The organism is Streptococcus orisratti DSM 15617, assembly GCF_000380105.1.
Taxonomy (GTDB): Bacteria; Bacillota; Bacilli; order Lactobacillales; family Streptococcaceae; genus Streptococcus; species Streptococcus orisratti.
Window position 1 is genome coordinate 1 of record NZ_KB904526.1, and the last position, 19,406, is coordinate 19,406.

The following is a 19,406-nucleotide window of genomic DNA, read 5'->3' on the forward strand; positions in this document are numbered from 1 at the left end:
GATAGTTCTTTAATTTTTCTCTATCAATTTTTCTTGGTTTGGTTCCCTTAACTTGGTGATGAAGGTCGCCAGTAGTCTCCATTAATTTTAGCCATTGATAGATGGTGTTGCGTGAAATATCGAAAACAACAGATGCTTCAGTAATACTGCCGGTTTTCTCACAGTATGCGAGAACTTTTTTACGAAAATCTAATGAATATGCCATAAATACATTATATCACAAAATGTACTGTTTTTGTTTCATTTTACTATACTAAGAAGAGTGAAAACATACAGAGATTGCTAGTCAATTTATGCATGTTTCCACTCTTTTTGTAACTATTCAGTTTATATAATACAAACTGAAAGACTACAATTCTGTTCGGTTTTCAATGGCACGCAACAACGTGACCTCATCAGCGTATTCAATGTCAGAACCAACAGCTAAACCGCGCGCTAGGCGGGTAACCTTAATACCTGCTGGTTTAAGAACACGAGAAATGTACATGGAGGTCGCTTCCCCATCAGCGGTTGCATTAGTCGCTACAATGACTTCACTCACTTCGCTATCCATAAGTCTGGTAATCAAAGTTTTAAGATTGATGTCATCTGGGCTAACACCATTCATCGGTGAAATAAGTCCATGAAGAACATGGTAAAGTCCATGATATTCTTGAATTTTTTCCATAGCGGAGACATCCTTAGAGTCTTCTACTACTAAGATGACGCTTCGATCACGACTCTCATCAGTACAGATATTGCAGGGGTCATCATCCGTAAGGTTACCGCAAATAGAACAGTAAGTTAATTCACGTTTGGCAGCTAAGAGATTTTTAGCAAAGTCATTAACATCTTCATCAGACATGCCAATAGTATAGAAAGCAAGGCGAGTCGCCGTTTTGATGCCAATACCTGGCAACTTTGTAAAGCTTTCAATCAACTTAGCAATCGGAGTAGGATACAGCAAATAATTCTCCTTTCAAGAAACTAGGTAAAAAGTCCGAACTCACGTTTTATTTTTGAAGTTCGTTTCATTTTCAAACTCAAACTATCGCCCAGACAGTTGAGCCCTACAGGTTGGGAGTAGATAAATCAGCACGCTAAAGCATTTTAGCTCATACTCATAAACACAAAAACGATAAGAACCCTTGTTGTTTGTTGTGTTTGTTGTGCTCTCTCCCGTTCTAAACTGTTTTATTGATTAACATAAGATTGCATATAGAGGTCAATAATATCTTTAGCAATCAATTGGTTTGAGTAGTTTTCATAACTTGTTAAATGTGGAATGATGACCGCTACCGCAATCTTAGAATCGCTACTAGTAGAGTAATCATAGGCCAGCACACTTGAATTGACCGTCGTAACAATGTCTCCATTGCTAGCTTTAGCATAGGTTTCCGCCGTACCAGTTTTACCTGCAATGGTAACTGATGAACCACGCATTTTGGTTCCGGTCGCATAACCACTTGAGCTATTGACTACTTGATAAAAACCTTGTTGGAGCACTGCCATGTCGTCCGAAGAGATATTGATTTGATTTAAAACCTTAGTATCTATGGATTTTGACAAGGTTCCCACTCCACCTGAATCATCTGCATCATAAATTCCTTCAACAAGGTGGGGCGCCACTCGATTTCCGCCATTAGCAACTGTTGCAGCATATTGAGCCAACTGTAGAACGGTGTAAGAATCGTACTGACCAAAGGCTTCAGTCAAGACATTGGACGCAGTATAATCTGATGAAGTCAAACCAATAGACTCACCACTAACATCTAATCCAGTATCTACACCTAGACCATATTCTGCAAAAGTAGCTCTAAGTTTTTCCATAGCTTCCTGCATACCACTTGTCATTAGTGCCATGCCTGAGTAGTATTCCTGTCCCATCATTTTAAGAGCAATTTGAACCATATAAGTATTTGATGAATATTCTAAGGCTTGTGCTGCTGTGATATTGGTTGAATTGCTTCCCGTAAACCAAGATTTAATTGGGGCAGAACCTGCTAGATTAATTGACTGGTCAGCCAGAACTTGATTTCCTGAGATAACTCCTGACTCCCATCCAGCCGATATGGTCGCAGCCTTAACAACAGATCCTGGAACAAAGACATCCGTTATCGTCCCTAGAGCATCTGGACTAGCCGTTGTCTCTCCTGTTTCATGGGATAGCCCCGCCATAGCCAAAACACCACCAGTTTGAGGATTAAGGGCAACAACATAAGCACCTTCAGAGTAAGTAGCAAAACCAGCATCAAGGTCAGCCTGATAATATTTACTTAAAATATCTTCAACTGCTGTTTGAAAATTAGAATTAATCGTCAACTTGAGATTCTTACCGGATTTTCCTTCAGTTGTCACCTGATCTGAGACAATCTTTCCTTTTTTATCAGTTGTAATTTTACGTATCGTATGAGTTCCTTGAAGATATTCCTCATAGGACTTTTCCAAATAAGAGGTCCCAACACGATCATTCAAGGCGTAGCCCTTTTTAAGATAATCTTCTGCTTCTTCTTTTGGCAAACCTGCTTCCTCGGATGACACAGTTCCGATAATGGAAGCAATGGAGGTATTGACCTTTTCGCGTTCCCAATTTGTGGATACTGAAATTCCAGATAGCTTGGATTGATTAGCCACGATGTAAGCAATTTGGTCTTCAGTTAAATCTGCTGTTTTTAAATTAACCGAATTAAAAACAGATACCGAATTCATTTGATTAAAGAGATAGACCTGCTTTAATTCTTCATCTGAGTAAGCAATTTGATCATCTGTAACTGCCTCAACCGCGTTGGCATAAATGGTGGCTTCTGTCAGTTTATTGCCGTAATTATCATATTTTTTCTTATCTGGTAAATTTTTAACCACTTGTGCATAGACAGATTGGTCAGCTAAATAATAATCTTTCTTAGCCCTAGTTGTCACTTTTGTTTCGGTTAAAGTGACAAGTGTGGATAACTTTTGTGCCAAATCTTTCATGTCTTCAGCTGTTGTCGTATTGCTGCGCGTGAAAACCAACACTTGCTTTATCTCATTAGCTACCAGCACATTACCTGCAGAATCATAGATTTGACCTCGAGGTTGAGACTGTTTCACCGTATAGGTATTGGTAGCAGATAATTTTTTATCATAGAAACTCTTGTCCGCAAGCTGCATCTGTGCCAAACGTAAAACGAGAAAGGTAAAGAGACAGACAATCACAAAAAAGAGAAGGTTAATTCGGCGAGGAATACTGGCCTCCTTCTTGATAATTTTAAATGATTTTTTTGGTTTTTTTGTCACTTTGCTGTCTCCCGTTTTTGAAAAGCTATGCTTTCTATTTTATCACAAAATAAAAAAAAAGAGCGTGACTGACTAAGAAAAGTTTCACCTTTTTTTCTACGTCATCACGTTCAATCTCAAAATCATTTTTTATGCCCGTAAGCCAAATAGTAGAATAAACTTACAAAACCTGCACCACCAATAATATTTCCAAGATAGACTAGGACAAAATTTTGAATAAAGTCCAACCAAGTTGCCTGTCCTTCAAAAATGGCTGCTGGAATGATGAAAGCATTTGCCACACTATGCTGAAATCCCAAAGCAACAAAAGTCATAACAGGAAACCAAGTCCCAAGTAATTTCCCAGTCGCATCTTCAGCCCCATAGCAAAGCCACAAAGCTAGTCCAACAAACCAGTTACAGCCAATACCGGATACAAAGCTTTGTAAAGGACTCGCTGCTAGTTTGGCATGAGCTACTTCAACTGTTTCATCCAAATAAATCCCTGAACTAGTCAAGCCTAAAAAATGACCAAACACAAAGGCAACAAATAAAGCACCCAAAATGTTAAAAAGGGTAATAACTGCCCAGTTAGCTAACAAGTCTTTACCAGATACTTTTTTTCCAAAAAAGGCTGCTGACACTGCCATCATATTACCAGTGATCAACTCACCACCAGCCATCAAAATGACAATCAACCCAATAGGAAAAACACAAGCACCAATAAAGCTAGAAAGTGGTCCCAAAACCTCCATGCCACTTGCAGCTACACGAACATAAAGCAAATAGCCTAGACTAATCATTGCCCCTCCGATAAAGCCCAAAATGGCTCTTGCGAGAAAGGTTTTTTCAATTTTATGCTCTCCAATATGGATTGTTGTCTCTAAAATAGCTTCAGGTGATTTCATGCTTTCCTCCTATTGTTACATTTGTCACAAACATAACCATTATATCAAGAAATAGCAAAATTACAAGCGTTTTCACAGAAATAATTTAAAACCCACCAAAATCTTTTCAAATATGACATTGAGAGTTTTTATGATTAAGACGGAATACCAAGAATTTCTTTAATATCTTGGATAGTCATGCTGGCCCTGCTTTCATTACCATCAAGAACTGTAGTCACAAGGTTTTTCTTACTTTCCTGAAGATCTAAAATTTTCTCTTCAATAGTCCCTCTTGTAATCAAGCGATAGACTTCAACATTTTCTTTTTGACCAATTCGATGTGCGCGGCTGATAGCTTGCATTTCCACCGCTGGATTCCACCAGAGATCAATCAAAACAACGGTATCCGCTCCCGTCAGGTTGAGCCCCACACCACCTGCCTTCAGTGAAATGAGAAAAGTATCCTTAGAGCCATTGTTGAAGGCTCGAGTCATCTCTTGACGTTCACTGGCTGGTGTTGACCCTGTAATTTTATAAGAAGTCAATCCCAAATCCGCCAATTCCCGCTCTGCGATGTCCAACATACCACGAAATTGTGAGAAGATTAGAGCTCTGTGGCCATTTTCCTTTATCTGAGTTAAAAGATTACGCAGACTGGCAACCTTGCCACTTTCTCCATCATAATCCATAAATAAGCTTGGGGTATCACAAATCTGGCGTAGACGAGTAATGCCCGATAAGATTTCAATCTTATGACGATTAATATCGTCATCCGAAGACTCACGAATACGATCTTGCATTTGACGAAGTTGAGCTAGGTAGATAGCCTTCTGACTATCTGCCAATTCATTAGAGTAAGTCACTTCAATCAAGTCTGGTAATTCAGGCAGGACATCCTCTTTCTTACGCCTCATAATGAAAGGTTTGATGTAGCGAGCAACTTGCTTGGCATCTAGCTTGAGAAAAGCTTTTTTGGCTGGTAAAAGCCCAGGTAGGACGATCTGGAAGATAGACCAAATTTCCAAAAGTTTATTTTCAATAGGGGTACCTGACAAAGCAAAGCAATTTTTAACCTCAAAAGCACGCAGATATTGTGCAATCTTGGTCTGAGTATTTTTCATGACTTGAGCTTCATCCAAAATGAGATAATCAAATTGAGATTGCTGATAGGTTTCAAAGTCTTGTCGGAAGGAAGCATAACTGGTAATAGTAATTTGATGTTTTTGCGCAATAATCTCATCTCTAACAGGCTTAAGGCCATAGGCCACTACCACATCTAATTGAGGTGCAAACTTCTTAAACTCGTCTTGCCAATTGTAAATAAGGCTGGATGGGGACAAAATCAGAATGCGACTGTCGACCTCAATTTTACTAGATAGAAAAGCAATGGTTTGCAATGTCTTACCAAGTCCCATGTCATCGGCTAAAATACCACCAAAACCATAATTATCAAGCATAGACAACCAACGAACACCAGTGTATTGATAATCGCGAAGTTCAGCCTTGATAGTCATCTCTTCCAATGGAAAGGACTCTGGATGTCGTAAATCGTAGGCTAGCGCTTCAAATTCTTTTGAAAACTGAACCGATGGACTATCTTTAAAAAGTTCTGACAATTGGAAGGCCGCTAAACCATCCAATTGAAGATGGCCTTTGGTCGTTTTTTTAGCTCTGAGACTTTGTAAAACTGAGCTAACTTTTAGGGTTTCCTCATCAAATAAAACGAGCTTTCCACTACGACTGACAAAATAAGGATTGTTTTTAAAAAGCGCTGTTAAAGCTTCATCAACGTCAACTTCAAAAATTTCAGAGAAGTCAAAAGAAATGTCTAAAAGCCCTGCATTAGAGGAAACCCGAACTTGTGGTCGCTCTGATAAACGTAATTCCTCTAGCTCATCTGACAGATAAACTTGTCCCAAACGTCCAAAACGTTCCAAAGTCTGAGTAAAGAAAGAATAAAGTTCCTGAGGTTCAAGCGGTGGACGTGTACTTGAAAAACTAGCTGCAAAACCCAGTTGAGTAATAAATTTAAAAATACGTTCTTCATGCTTGAAATGACTTGCAAAAGGCAGGTTATCCAACTCCGTTTTATTTCTGACAAGAATACCATTGCCATAATCAAAGGTTATATTGAGAAGAATACCTTGATTAAAAGCCAAATCAAAATTAAAACGCACCGTAAAATCACGAATATCAAAACTTTTTGGTGCTTTGACCTGACCAATTTCCTTAAAATCCAAAAGACTGGCTGCTAGTTTGCCCTGATCATCCAAATCAAATTTGACATGTTTCTTCAAATCTGCCTCAATCGGCAAGGTTTTAATGGCAGAGACAATCTTATTTTGCTTGGCATTCAGATGATAAAAAGTATCTTGATGAAGTAAATAGGCATCATTATAAAAGCGATGGACAGATTTTTCGCTAATAATTAATTCAATGAACTGGCGGTGAACCATAACTTCAAAGTCAAAAAGTGCATCGTCACCCTCTAATTCCTTAAAATAAAGATGATGGTAGTCTTGAATATGACCTTCAAAGGTAAACTCATATAATTCCTCAAACAGACGAACTCCTTCCTCAAAAAATCCTACTGGCAAGGAAAGATGACGACCTCTATTTGGTAATAGATAATCTAAATCTAGACGATCGTTGTCCGGGATAAGACGCCAGAGAAAATGAATTACTTCTTGGCTGGCTTGATCAAATTGGAGCAGAGATAAGGGTTCGAAGTAATTTTTTCCGATTTGATAACAAGTTTCCTTCCTCACCGTTGATAAAAAAGCTGAAATATCTCGCACAATGTAACTACGATCATCAGGTAAACGATTAATTTTCAGAGTCCATAAATAATCTGACGAGTACGGATTTCTTTCACCAACAACAGATAGACGGTATTTAGTTGTATCATCTTCATTGACCACCAAACCATCCAAAAAGACACTCCCAAAATAATATTGTAACTTCACACTCTTCTGAGAATCTGTTTGGGGCCGTAGATCTCCCACTAACTCACGCCCTTGTTCGTCGTTTTTCAAAAAGCACTCCAATGCTGCAATGTGTTCACAGTAAGGCTTTTTCTTGAAAAAGTCACAGCTACAAAAGACATTATTATCATCATCTAGTGAGTAATCCACTTCATAAGTGCCTACACGCGCATGAAGCAGACCTGCATCATCGTTTTCAATCTTTACTTGCCCTTGTTCATAAAGAGCGACACCTTGACTTCGAATACGTCCGGGAATCATTCTTGTCATTGTATTACCACCTTTATCTTATCCCACTATTATAACAAAAATAGCAAAGCTTGGCTGAATAAAATCGTTGAATCACTTACTTCTTGTCAAAATTGTTAAACTTGACATCGTCAAGAAAAATTGAAACACACTATCAATTTCCATGAATAAAGTATTTTTATCTAGCAATATGCCCGGTAACAAAAAGGGTCCTAGCAATATCAATGCTGAACCCTTTTTTATTATTTACAAGCAACTGCATTCGGTACGCCAATGTTTAAGCTTTACTTTTAACCAGCTACTTAGAACTTGTCCACGCAGAATTAGTAAGAAAGTAGCTAGCTGTAACATGTCTTAAACGAATCATCAGATCCATAATAAGTAAAAGTAATACATTTTACCCACAGTACTAAAACCTTTAGAAGCTACTGTACTTAAAAGGCTTAATTTGAACATTTCAAAAGTTTAAGGGTGATTTGCCGTTTTTCCGGGCTAATGAGATTTTCTAAATGTTTAAAAAGCGCCATGAGCCAGCTAAAAGCGAGAAGAAAGGCAGACATTTCAAAAGCTGTTAAGGAAAGATAGTGAATCCCCTGAAAAGCGAACTCCAATATCACAAGTACCCCACCAATAACGTAAGATGTTAAGATAAAATCCCTACTAACTTTTGGTAATAGCCATCTAATCCCTATAATCAGAGCTAACAAAATGTAGACTAGATAGCCTGCCAGACGTGTATGAATAAGGTGAGAAGCGGCATCATTTGAAAAATAACCAACAGCCCCCAAATCTAACCCCAATAATGTTAAAAGAACTCTCAAAATCATCAACCTCTTATTATGACCAAACTTTTGGCTGAGAGCCACAAAAAGATAATCAACCAAAGCAATCAAGATAAGCGCAGATAACATCAAAGTTAGATTAAACTGCCAACTATTCTGAGCCTCTTTAGTTCCCAGAAAACTCAGATTTACTTGCCACCATTGCTTTGAACTATTGGTCGCCATAGATAAGAGTACTCCTGACAACATAATCAGAGTAAAAAGACTGGTCAGCCAGCTTGCTCTTAGCAGCTCTGCTATTCTACTCCAAAAACTACTTACCGTGTAAATCATGATAGCAAATAGCAAAGCAGAAGTATTCAGGTCAAAAGAAGCGCCACGGAAGAGCTGATTCACCAACCAAGAAAATCCTAATAATAAGACCGCTAGAATAATGCTAAAGGCCATGGTGATAACGGGAAACATGCGCCAAAAAAGCCGTGATTTGAGGCCATCTAGAAAAATTCGCCGATTAAGGATAAAGTTGATTGTGAAAAATCCCATACCGAAGAGGACGCCGAAAAGAACTAAAAAGCCCGTAATCGAATAATCTCCCGCTAATAAGACTTGTCTAGTTTGCTGCCAAAGATGAAAACCATAAAAAAAGGCAGTTGCTATCAAAGTTCCCACTAAATAACCCCGGTTAGGAATAGCTCGTACTTGTCGTTCTTCCTCCTTGAGTAAAGTTAATCTTTCTGCATCTAGGGTAACTGTCACACTATCCTTTCCATCCAAATCAAGCTGCTCAATAATTTCAGGACTAAGTTCTAGAGATAACATTTTATTTGTCATTCTTCCTCCTTTTCCAGTTCTTTAATTATAATATGGCAAGACAAAAATGTAAAATCAAGTCATCATCATAGCAACTCCATAAACACGTATTGGTAATCTGGACAAATTGATAATATTTTAGCATTTTCCAACTCTCTTTTACAATTCCAATTTTTCCTTTTTCTACAACCGATGACACCTTCGACTAGTAATCCAAAAAACGAAGCTAGATTTCCTAACTTCGTTTTGTCAACCAACCGTTTTTCTGGGCAATATTGACAGCATCCAGACGATTTTTAGCATTGAGTTTGGTCAGAATAGCAGACATATAGTTGCGGATGGTCCCGTTAGACAAGAAAAGCTGGTTTGCAATTTCTTGATTGGTGAGACCTTGTGACACATGTTCCAGCACCGCCATTTCCTGCTTGCTCAGTGGATTGCTTTGCCCAACCAAGGTCTCCATGAGTTCAGGTGAGTATTCTTTTTTGCCCGAAAGCACTGCATGGATGGTGACCATTAACTCGTCTATTGAGCGATCCTTAAGCACATAGGCATCCACTCCAGCCTTGACAGCCCTTTGAAAATAGCCTGCACGCTTAAAAGTAGTCACAATGATAACTTTGATGTCCTGATGTGCACGAATCCACTCCAACACATCAAGACCTGACTGCTTAGGCATTTCCACATCCAAGATAGCCACGTCCACTTTCTCTATCTGCAAAATGCCGATAGCTTCGGCTCCATCCTTGGCCTGTAAAATCTCGTCAACGTCATCTTCCATGAGTAAGAGCTGGCAGAGCGCATCACGCAGCATAGACTGGTCTTCTGCAATCAATAATTTCATGCTTTCCCTCCTTCTTCCAAGGTCACTTCAATGACTGTAGGGTGCTGACTGGATAGGATAACTACCTCTCCCTTGACCAGATGTAACCTTTCTCTAACAGAATGCAGCTCATGCCCAGTCAGCTTGGCAAAACCGATACCATCATCCTCTACCCTAACCTTAAGCCCTTCCGAATGCGTTAAACTAATCTGACAGTGATTGGCTTGGGCATGTTTGACGATGTTGGTGGTTAATTCCTGTAAAATCATGGTCAGGCTAGATTGGATGACTGGCGATAGGGCATTCAATTCCAGCTGATTGTCCACAGTTAGTTCAATATCCGACAAAGCAAACATATCGGTGATATTATCCAGCTCCTCAGTAACTGTACGGAATTTGAGGTTATTGATAAGCTCACGGACTTCTTTCATGGAATCCTTACTAATCTGATTGAGTTCTTCTAGCTGCTGCTGCACAGCCTCATACTGGCCTTTTTTCATTTGTTTGAGTGCCAACTCTGTCTTCAAACTCATCATAGCAAAGGTATGCCCTAACGTATCGTGCAAATCACGGCCAATCCGATTGCGTTCATTTTCTGCAGTGAGGAGGTTAATCTCCTTATTCTTCTGATAAATTTCCTTTTGAATTTTATCTTCCATGTAATTTTGCCGCTGAAAATAATGCATAGCCACGACAAAAATTGGAATTAGAATAGACATAATCCGACTAGCTAGGTTATCTGCAAATAGCAATCCCATGAACGTTACCGATAATAAGCCAATCATGTAAGATAGCATACGGTAAGACCATAGGTCATCCCCAAATCGCCAGACCAAAAGGTTGCTGAGAAAGAAGAAAAACCACACCATGCCTCCTTCAAGAAAACACATGCTGACAATGTAAGCTAGCATATAGAACCACAAACAAGCAATCGTTTTGGAATACTGGTTGCGAATATGAATAATTAAAATATAAGCTATCATAAAGCAGATAGATGGTCCCAATGTCCACATGGGATAACCAAACCAAATTGTACCCGCTAAGGGAAACACCATGAAGACCAATCCTACATAATAGAGCCCATCCGTTCGTTGAAAAGGTCGAAACATCATTTTACCTCAAGTTTTTTTCCAATGACTACAGCAATTACTAGAACTATAATAGCATATCCCATTAAAATTAGCAGGGACTTGATGGAAAAATCACCCTTGAAGTAAGAAATTAAGAGATTGTTGAGATGATAAGTTGGTGTAAGCTTGGCTAGCTTTTGCATAAAGTCAGGGAAGCTTGACACTGGCATCCAAAGTCCGCCCAAAACTGCCAAGCCCATGTAGAAGATATTGGCAACAAGGGAGAGACTTTGGGCTGACTTGATATGAGCAAAAAGAGCGCCAAAAGGCATAAAACAGATTGCTCCTACAAATAAAAGACTTGCGCTGGTAAGCCATTCTCCGGCAGACATATCAACTCCTTTGACAAAGTATCCTACCGCAAAAACAACCAAAATCGCCAATATAAAATGAACAAGAATAGCCAAAATTTTACTAAGGTAGTACTGCCAAATAGGGATAGGACTGTGTTGGATATTTCTAAGACGGTTGCCATTTCGGTCTTCTTGAAAAGCATAGGGTAAGGAAAAGAAGGCAAAGCTAAGACTAGAAAAAGCTGTCATTTGTATCATATACTGACGTATCCAATAACTCACTTGCTCCTTGGGCATGCTGTCTTCATTAGCCCAAATGCTAGTAAATAACAGAAAAAACGCAAGAGGCATCCCTATTCCCATAATTAAGTTAGATAGGGAACGTTTATTGATGAGGTATTCTTGATGTAAAATAGCTTTAAACGTTTTCATGGTCTTCCTCCTTTGCCATATCAAAGATAGTATTTAGCAGTGTGCGGTTGGTCATTTCAATGTCTTCAATAGGACATTGAGCTGCGGCAAGTGCATTCCAAACTACTTGAGGCTGTTTGGTCGTAAAGGTGAGCGTATCTGTCTTAACAACCAAGTCACCTATTACCTGTTCTTTAACCACTGACAAATAGTCCGCAGGCAAAGTGAAGACCTTTTCCTTTTCTTCAGAACGTAGGAGATAAGGTGTCGTGTCGCGCAGCAATTTTCCTTCATGCAAGACTAAAATTCTGTCCGCTGTATGTTCTACTTCTTCAATATAATGACTAGAATAAATAATGGTCTTGCCTGCTTTTTTCAGCTCAGCAATAATTTCCCAAAAACGCTTTCGTGTACTGGTATCCATACCCGCCGTTGGCTCGTCCAAGATAAGAATATCAGGTTGACCCACCAAGACTTGAACAAAAGCCAAAAGCCGTCTTTGACCGCCAGATAATTTTTCAGCAAATTGATTTTTCTGCTGTTCTGTAAATTGTAGCAAATCATCAATTTCCTTATCAGACAGAGGAGTGGGATAGATTGCCTTTTGAAAGTCTAAAAGCTCTGAAACTTTCATCTTCTGCTCGGTCTGATTTTCCTGAAAAAGAATGCCAACCTTTTCTTTCAGACTTGGATGAGACGCTAACTTCTCGAACACTTCTACTGTCCCTGAAGTTGGGACATAATCCCCCAACAAGCAGTTCATTAAGGTTGTCTTACCAGCACCATTTGGACCAATTAGAGCGAGGCAGTCACCCTCCTTAACCTCAAATGAAATGTCTTGCAAGATTTGTTTCGATTTAAACTGCTTTGAGAGATTCACAACCTTGATAACTGTGTGTGTCATTTGTCTTTCTCCTTTCTGCCTTGAAAATAGGGAAATGTAACATAAAATACCATCATGTCAATGCCCATAAGTGTGTACACATGCCAAAGCGATACGCCTGCAAAATAATCTGTAGTCAGTGCTAATACTCCAATAAAAAAGGAGATACAGATAAAAGTAACCAATAATGTCAATGATTTCATCTTGTCCTCCTAATCCAACAACTCTTTTAGAAGAGATTTTACCATTCCAATAAGGACAGATAGAGAAATCAATCCCCCTATCAAATAGCCCATCCATGAAAAGAGAACTTCCGCATTGAATGTTTCAAAAATATCTGTAAAGAGACTCAGACCAGCAAAGACAGAGGCGATAATTCCGTATATCATCACAGAGGTTTTATGTTTCATCGGCTAGCACTCCTTTTCTTTATATTGTTATTCTACTGAAAAAGAGCTGTACTTTTTAGCCCAAAATGTCATGACATGATATGACTTTTGTCATGGATTCAAAACCGATAGGTTTTTACGCTCACTTTTTCGTGTTTTAGTATTACCTACAGATCTCTTCCCTACACTAATACTCTTCGAAAATCAAAATTATCCGTTGTCAACTTGCCTTGATGAACTCAAGTTCTATCGTCGGCTTCGTTTCCTAGGCTACTTTTGATTTTCATAAAATATAAAATGAAAACACACTTTAAGAATTAAACTTGGCGTTTAATCTTAAAGTGTGTCTTTTTTATTATCAGAGTTTAAGATAAACCTTGCTAATTCTCCATCATGCCCGCTTGGAGTTGGTACATCTTGTAGTATGTACCCTGTTTGGCAAGTAAGTCCTCGTGACACCCTGACTCGATAATCTTGCCCTTGTCCAGGACATAGATACAGTTGGCATCTTGGATGGTTGACAGGCGGTGGGCAATGGCAATGGTCGTTCGCCCTTGACGCATTTTGGCTAGAGAGTTTTGCACGATTTGCTCGGTTTCGGAGTCAATATTAGCTGTCGCTTCATCTAAAATCAGGATCTTAGGCTGAGTAGCAATGGTTCTAGCAAAAGCCAAAAGTTGCCGTTGACCAGTTGAAAAACTTGATCCACGCTCTGATACGGGTGTCTGATATTTCTCAGGCAATTTCTGGATAAACTGATCAGCATCAACAAATTCAGCCGCTGCCTGGACCTCCTCATCTGAGAGTTTTTGATACATGCGAATATTTGAAGCAATAGTCCCGTGATAGAGGAATGGATCTTGCAAAACAAGTCCGATGTTTTGACGCAATTCGTCTTGAGCATACTGTCGAATATCCCGACCGTCTAAAAGCACTTGACCAGACTGAAATTCATAGAAGCGCATCAACACATTGATAATGGAAGATTTCCCAGAACCCGTCGCCCCAACAAATGCAATGGTTTCTCCCTTTTTAACCTTGAAAGAAATCTTATCCAAAATCTGCTTTTTGCCATCGTAAGAAAAACTAACGTCTCTAAACTCAATGGTTCCCTCTTGAACTTTCGCACTGCTATTTCCTTGAGAAGGCTCATAGGTCAGCTCATCAATCAGGTCAAAGACACGACCTGCAGAAACCATAGAAGTTTGCAAGGTTGAGAAATTTTGGGTGACCTCAATCAGTGGGTCAAAAAGTCGATTCACATACTGAATAAAGGCATACATAAGACCGGCCGAAATACCAAGCTTCATCCCACGAAAACCAAAGTAAGCCATCAAAATAGCGTAAGCCAATAGCTTCAGCAAGGACATGGCTGGACGCAAGAACAGAGAATCAAGCGCCATAGAACGATTAGCATACTGGTAGTGCTCTTGATTGATGATCTCAAATTCATTTTTTAGCCTTTCTTCCTGCCTAAATGCCTGAACAATACGAATGCCTTCAATACTCTCAGCCAGCTTGGCATTGATATCTGATAATAAAGAGCGTGTTTTGGCAATGACCTGAACAGACTTTTTACGATAGATATTCACCAAAATAAAAATGAAAGGCAGAAAAAGAGCAATCCATCCGGTCAATCCAGCATTTAGGCGCAGCATGGTTAACAGGGTCACTGTAAAAATGAAAATCGCTGAAATAAAGCTAGATAAAATACCTGAAAACATTTCACTGATAGCTTCAGTATCATTAGTGATGCGGGAAACAATAGAGCCCGCAGGCGTCTTATCAAAATAAGACATACCAAGTTTTTCCATATTAGCAAAGGCATCGCGGCGAATATCTCGAACGATACTGTAGGAAACGCGAGCAAAAAAGAGATTTCCCAGATATTGAATAATTGTTTGAAGGACATACATAAGGTAATAACCTACCAAAATCAGCATAGCTGTCTGATTCATCTGTGTTAAAAAGTGGTCAATAAAATAAGAAGCTACCAGCGGAATCAGGCTCTTGACAATAGTGGTCAGCAGTAAAAGCCCCAGAGCCAGCGCTGTCAGCCATTTATAGGATTTTAGGTAGGACATGAGCCGTTTGAAGACACGCCATTGATTACTGTTATTCTTCATTCTCGTCCTCCATTTCTAACTGCTGTGATTCATAAGTCTCTGCATACCAGCCATTCTGAGTCAGTAAGTCTTCGTGGCGCCCACGTTCAATAATCTGTCCATCCTGCAAAACCAAAATGAGATCTGCATGCACCACTGCCGACAACCGATGTGCCGTGATGATGGTGGTCTTGTCTTGACGCGTTTTCTTGAGATTTTCAATTATGGCATACTCGGTCTTGGCATCCACCGCTGACAGACTATCATCTAAAATCAAAATTTCAGGATCAAGGATCATAGCACGACTCATGGCAAGACGTTGCTTTTGGCCTCCAGATAAACTAACCCCTTTTTCACCAATCAAGGTGTCAAAACCCTCTGGCATAGCCATGATATCATCATAAACTTGTGATAGTTTTGTTGCCTCTACTACTTCGTCCAAGGGCAGTTCGGGATTGCCAAAACGGACATTTTCTAAAATACTAGTGGCAAAGAGAAATTGATCCTGCGGTACATAGCCAATTAGGCTGCGCAGATCAGATAGTTTATAATCCTTAATATCATGACCATTAATCTTAATGGAACCATGATTTAAATCATACTCACGCAACAAGAGTTTCAGCAAAGTTGTTTTTCCAGATCCTGTCTGACCGACCACCCCCAGAGTTTGTCCCTTTTCGAGTCCAAAATGAATTTGAGATAAAGTTGGTTCGTTTTCATACTGAAATGACTTGATGTCATAATCCAAACGACCATTTGTAATACTAGACAGGGGATTTTGAGCTTCCTGTACATCTGATTCCTGCTCCAAAAGCGCATTGATTCGCTCGTAAGATACCGTACCACGCTGCATCATGTTGACAAGAAAACCAACAGCCATCAATGGCCAGACTAGCATATCCAAATAAGTAATGAAGGTAACCAAACTCCCCACAGTAACACTTTCAATCGAAACCATGAAAGCCCCCACCAAAAGAGTTAATAGATAGGAAGCACCAACAAAAAGCAAGACTAAGGGATCCCACAAGGTGTCGTATTTCATGGTGACCATGTTTTTTGAAAATGTCATATCATTGGTTTCTTGGAAAGAGTGAAGCTCATCAGCCTGATAGCCAAAAGACTTGGTAACTTTAATCCCTGACACCGATTCCTGAACCTTATTATTCAATTCTGAAAAGGCTGCTTGAGAATCATTAAAAGCCTTGTGCGTCTTTCTACCTAAACGGCTAGTCGCAAGAGCCATAAAGGGCAGAGGTATGATGGCAATCAAAGTCATTTGCCAAGAGATAGTAAAAAACATGGTTGCTAAGGTAACTAAGGCTGTGATAGAAGCATCAACAGCTGACATTACCCCTCCTCCAGCCAGTCGTGTCAAGGCATTGATATCATTGGTAGCATGTGCCATAAGGTCACCTGTCCGATATTTTTGATAAAATGAAGGAGACATTTTTGTAAAATGCTCAAAGAGGCGATAACGAATCAGTTGTCCTAAATGATAAGAAGTTCCCAGAATATACATGCGCCAAATGTAGCGCAGGAGATACATCCCAATAGCTGACAGAACCAACCAGAGTAGGCTCCACAACAAATCAACTTGGCTGAGAGTGCCGCTCGTGATGCCATCGATTACATTTCCCATGATTTTTGGTGGAATAAGATTGAGCACAGCAACCAAACTCAGTGCTATAATCCCAATCAAGTAACGACGTTTTTCCAGTTTGAAAAACCACCATAAATTTTTGATAATGGACATAACTATCCCTTTCTGTGATAACATGAGAAAAACCACTCTTGAAAAGAAAGAGGGGTTTCCATTCTACTACCATTATACTCCTTGAAGCAGACTCCAAGTCAAGCCATCAGCTCACATATTGACAAGTAAAATTTACTCAACTTTAAGAACCTGTATTCACAAGTGAAGTGCTTTTATATAAGAGATCGTTTTTTGCTAATCAAGGCAGTTTTTTGAAAGAATACTGACTATATATTGAAAAAAACTAAGAATGAGTAGCTCAAAAACTCGCCTTAGATAGAAGTACTGAACTGTAAATACAGGTTCTAACTATTTTGACACTTACTTCTGCAAGTATTTTGTCAATACTTTTTTCAGCCAATTGTAACAAAGGAAAGCCACAGCTCCACCCAATGTATTGGTCCAGAGATCGTCAATTTCAAAGACGCGGTTAGCATTAAAGAGAAGATCAAGGACAACCTGTGTGCACTCAATGAAGAGACTAAGACAAAAAGCTAGGTTTAAAATGCTTTTCCAAGAACGCAGTTTAGGTAAAAGCGCCAACATTCCCAAAAGTAAAGGAAAAAGGAGGAAGATATTCACCAAATTTTGTCCGATAACGACAATCAATTCCAGAGGGGTCCTCAATTCACTCAGACTAACTAGACTATTAAAAGGTACTAGCAAGACAACCACTCGTCCGAAATATTGGATATTTGGGGTATCAACACCATCTATAGTATGCTGGGGACCAAAGCACATGTAGCAAATGGCTAACACATAAAGCCCTACCAGAGTCCAAGTAACCTTACGCCCAAGTTCAGTTAATTCTGCTTTTTCATTCAGAAAAAGTTGCATTATTTGTTCTCTCCACTGAGCGTTTTTTGTCGGTCACGTTTCATGGTATTTGAACGCAATTGTCCACAAGCCGCATCAATGTCTGTTCCGTGTTCTTGGCGCACTACACAGTTAACACCATTTTTCTTTAGCACATCGTAAAAAGCTGCTACACGCTCTTTCGTGGAACGACTATACTGGTCATGCTCAGACACAGGGTTGTAAGGAATAAGATTGATGTAAGACAATTTGCGGATATTTTTGGTCAAATCGGCAAGCTCTTGAGCATTCTCAGGATTGTCATTGACACCGTTAAGCATAATATACTCAAAAGTCACACGACGGTTGGTCGTTTCAATGTAGTACTCAATAGCCGCAAAGAGTTTTTCTAACGGGAAGGATCTGTTAATTTTCATGATACTTGAACGCAGTTCGTTGTTTGGTGCATGGAGGGAAACTGCCAAGTTAACTTGAACCCCTTCATTAGCGAAGTCACGGATTTTGTGAGCCAAACCTGAGGTTGACACGGTAATATGACGGGCACCGATAGCAAGGCCGTTGTCATCGTTGATAGTACGTAGGAATTTGAGCACATTCGTGTAGTTGTCAAAAGGCTCACCAATACCCATCACGACCACATGGCTGACGCGTTCACTATCACCACGATCATCAAGGTATTTTTGTACCAACATAATTTGGGCAGTGATTTCCCCATTATTAAGGTCACGTTGTTTTTTTATCAAGCCGCTAGCGCAGAAGGTACAACCAATGTTACAACCTACCTGAGTTGTCACACAGACAGACAGTCCATAGTGCTGGCGCATGAGAACAGTCTCAATCAGCATACCATCTGGTAATTCAAATAAATATTTGATAGTCCCATCCTTAGACTCCTGCACAATGCGCTGTTTTAAGGGATTGACACAAAAATTCTCATTCAGAACATCAATGAAATCCTTTGAAATGTTAGTCATTTCTTCAAAAGATTGAACACGTTTGCGGTAAAGCCAGTCCCAGATTTGTGTCGCGCGGAATTTTTTTTGGCCATGTGCTATAGCCCAATCAATCAATTCATCACGAGTCAAGCTATAAATAGATGGCTTATAGTTTGGCGTATCTTCAACTTTTTGACGGCTTTCCTTTTTTACTTCTGTACTAGTTTTTGTCATGATTTTTCCTTACTTTTTTTCTTTTTTACGAATGACGAAATGCTGTTTAGCAGCTTGAATTTCTCTTTGTTGCTGACGTCTCATCTCGCGTTCATCTCGCGCTTTGTTATCTTTTCGCTTCTGGGTACTGAAATGCTTCTTCGTTTTGCTCGTACTCGTCTTTGTTTCTTCTTTGGCTGGCTTAGCAGAATGTTTGCGTGACGACTTCCGACGTTTCGGCAAACGCTCCTCATCAAAGCTAATTTCCCTGGGCTCTGGATTTTCCAAAATAAAATAAGCACAACCAAAATTACAATACTCTTTGATGTAATCATCAAGGCGAGAAATACGGTTGGATTTTTTAACATCTCTGTTATCTTTGTAAAAACCTTTCAACCTCAATTGTTCATTGCCCCAATCCCCGACGATATAATCATATTTGAGTAGAATTTCAGAATAACGCTGACTAAAGACAGTTGCATTGAAGGCATCTTTGACATTTTCTAAAATCATAAACTCAATTCCATCACTCTTGACATAATTATCAAAAGAAATGAATTGTGGACCTGGAAACTTATTGTAATTATACATTTCAGGAGAGATTTCTTTTCTCATCTGGCTCCTCACTTTAGGTTAATTTTCATCTGTAATATCACCTCATTGGCGAAATCTACAATTTCTTCTGTAACCTTTTTATTGTACACTATTT

The 19,406-nt window shown here is 39.4% G+C and carries 17 protein-coding genes; all 17 read right to left on the reverse strand.

Features of this window, described 5'->3' with window-relative positions; translation table 11 throughout:
* On the reverse strand, positions 1 to 205 hold a 205-nt coding region (locus tag A3I7_RS0111465), incomplete at its 3' end, for an IS630 transposase-related protein (RefSeq protein WP_018376707.1).
* Between the two features lie 144 nt (positions 206 to 349).
* Positions 350 to 946 (reverse strand): recombination mediator RecR, encoded by a 597-nt coding sequence (recR, locus tag A3I7_RS0111470; RefSeq protein WP_018376881.1) that lies wholly within the window; start codon positions 944 to 946, stop codon positions 350 to 352.
* Positions 947 to 1,173: 227 nt separating this feature from the next.
* Positions 1,174 to 3,255 (reverse strand): penicillin-binding protein PBP2B, encoded by a 2,082-nt coding sequence (gene pbp2b, locus A3I7_RS0111475; protein WP_018376882.1) that lies wholly within the window; start codon positions 3,253 to 3,255, stop codon positions 1,174 to 1,176.
* Between the two features lie 122 nt (positions 3,256 to 3,377).
* Positions 3,378 to 4,142 (reverse strand): formate/nitrite transporter family protein, encoded by a 765-nt coding sequence (locus A3I7_RS0111480; RefSeq protein ID WP_018376883.1) that lies wholly within the window; start codon positions 4,140 to 4,142, stop codon positions 3,378 to 3,380.
* Between the two features lie 134 nt (positions 4,143 to 4,276).
* Positions 4,277 to 7,375 carry a pilus expression-regulating Snf2 family helicase gene (locus A3I7_RS0111485; RefSeq protein ID WP_018376884.1) on the reverse strand — a complete coding sequence of 1,033 codons (3,099 nt, stop codon included), beginning with the start codon at positions 7,373 to 7,375 and terminating at the stop codon, positions 4,277 to 4,279.
* Positions 7,376 to 7,797: 422 nt separating this feature from the next.
* Positions 7,798 to 8,967, reverse strand: coding sequence for a hypothetical protein (locus tag A3I7_RS0111490; protein WP_018376885.1), 1,170 nt, complete (start codon positions 8,965 to 8,967; stop codon positions 7,798 to 7,800).
* Between the two features lie 214 nt (positions 8,968 to 9,181).
* Positions 9,182 to 9,790 carry a response regulator transcription factor gene (locus A3I7_RS0111495; RefSeq protein WP_018376886.1) on the reverse strand — a complete coding sequence of 203 codons (609 nt, stop codon included), beginning with the start codon at positions 9,788 to 9,790 and terminating at the stop codon, positions 9,182 to 9,184.
* A complete protein-coding gene (locus A3I7_RS0111500) occupies positions 9,787 to 10,878 on the reverse strand; it encodes a sensor histidine kinase (RefSeq protein ID WP_018376887.1) in 1,092 nt (363 codons plus the stop codon). Before A3I7_RS0111500 ends, A3I7_RS0111495 begins: the two co-directional genes overlap by 4 nt.
* Entirely contained in the window at positions 10,878 to 11,624 is a 747-nt protein-coding gene (locus A3I7_RS0111505) for an ABC transporter permease (protein WP_018376888.1), read from the reverse strand. The genes A3I7_RS0111500 and A3I7_RS0111505 overlap by 1 nt, the downstream gene beginning before the upstream one ends.
* Complete coding sequence (locus A3I7_RS0111510) at positions 11,611 to 12,507, reverse strand: ABC transporter ATP-binding protein (RefSeq protein ID WP_018376889.1); 897 nt, start codon at positions 12,505 to 12,507, stop codon at positions 11,611 to 11,613. The genes A3I7_RS0111505 and A3I7_RS0111510 overlap by 14 nt, the downstream gene beginning before the upstream one ends.
* Complete coding sequence (locus A3I7_RS0111515) at positions 12,504 to 12,689, reverse strand: hypothetical protein (protein ID WP_018376890.1); 186 nt, start codon at positions 12,687 to 12,689, stop codon at positions 12,504 to 12,506. Before A3I7_RS0111515 ends, A3I7_RS0111510 begins: the two co-directional genes overlap by 4 nt.
* Before the next feature lie 9 nt (positions 12,690 to 12,698).
* Positions 12,699 to 12,896: a hypothetical protein gene (locus A3I7_RS0111520; protein WP_018376891.1), complete on the reverse strand. Its 198-nt coding sequence runs from the start codon at positions 12,894 to 12,896 to the stop codon at positions 12,699 to 12,701.
* Positions 12,897 to 13,255: 359 nt separating this feature from the next.
* On the reverse strand, positions 13,256 to 15,001 hold the full coding sequence (locus A3I7_RS0111525) for an ABC transporter ATP-binding protein (RefSeq protein WP_018376892.1): 1,746 nt from the start codon (positions 14,999 to 15,001) through the stop codon (positions 13,256 to 13,258).
* A complete protein-coding gene (locus tag A3I7_RS0111530; RefSeq protein ID WP_018376893.1) occupies positions 14,991 to 16,733 on the reverse strand; it encodes an ABC transporter ATP-binding protein in 1,743 nt (580 codons plus the stop codon). Before A3I7_RS0111530 ends, A3I7_RS0111525 begins: the two co-directional genes overlap by 11 nt.
* Positions 16,734 to 17,054: 321 nt before the next feature.
* Complete coding sequence (locus A3I7_RS0111535) at positions 17,055 to 17,570, reverse strand: VanZ family protein (protein WP_018376894.1); 516 nt, start codon at positions 17,568 to 17,570, stop codon at positions 17,055 to 17,057.
* On the reverse strand, positions 17,570 to 18,718 hold the full coding sequence (gene rlmN, locus A3I7_RS0111540; RefSeq protein WP_018376895.1) for a dual-specificity RNA methyltransferase RlmN: 1,149 nt from the start codon (positions 18,716 to 18,718) through the stop codon (positions 17,570 to 17,572). Before rlmN ends, A3I7_RS0111535 begins: the two co-directional genes overlap by 1 nt.
* Before the next feature lie 9 nt (positions 18,719 to 18,727).
* Positions 18,728 to 19,312, reverse strand: a complete 585-nt coding sequence (locus tag A3I7_RS0111545) for a YutD family protein (protein WP_018376896.1) — start codon at positions 19,310 to 19,312, stop codon at positions 18,728 to 18,730.
* Positions 19,313 to 19,406: the final 94 nt, after the last annotated feature.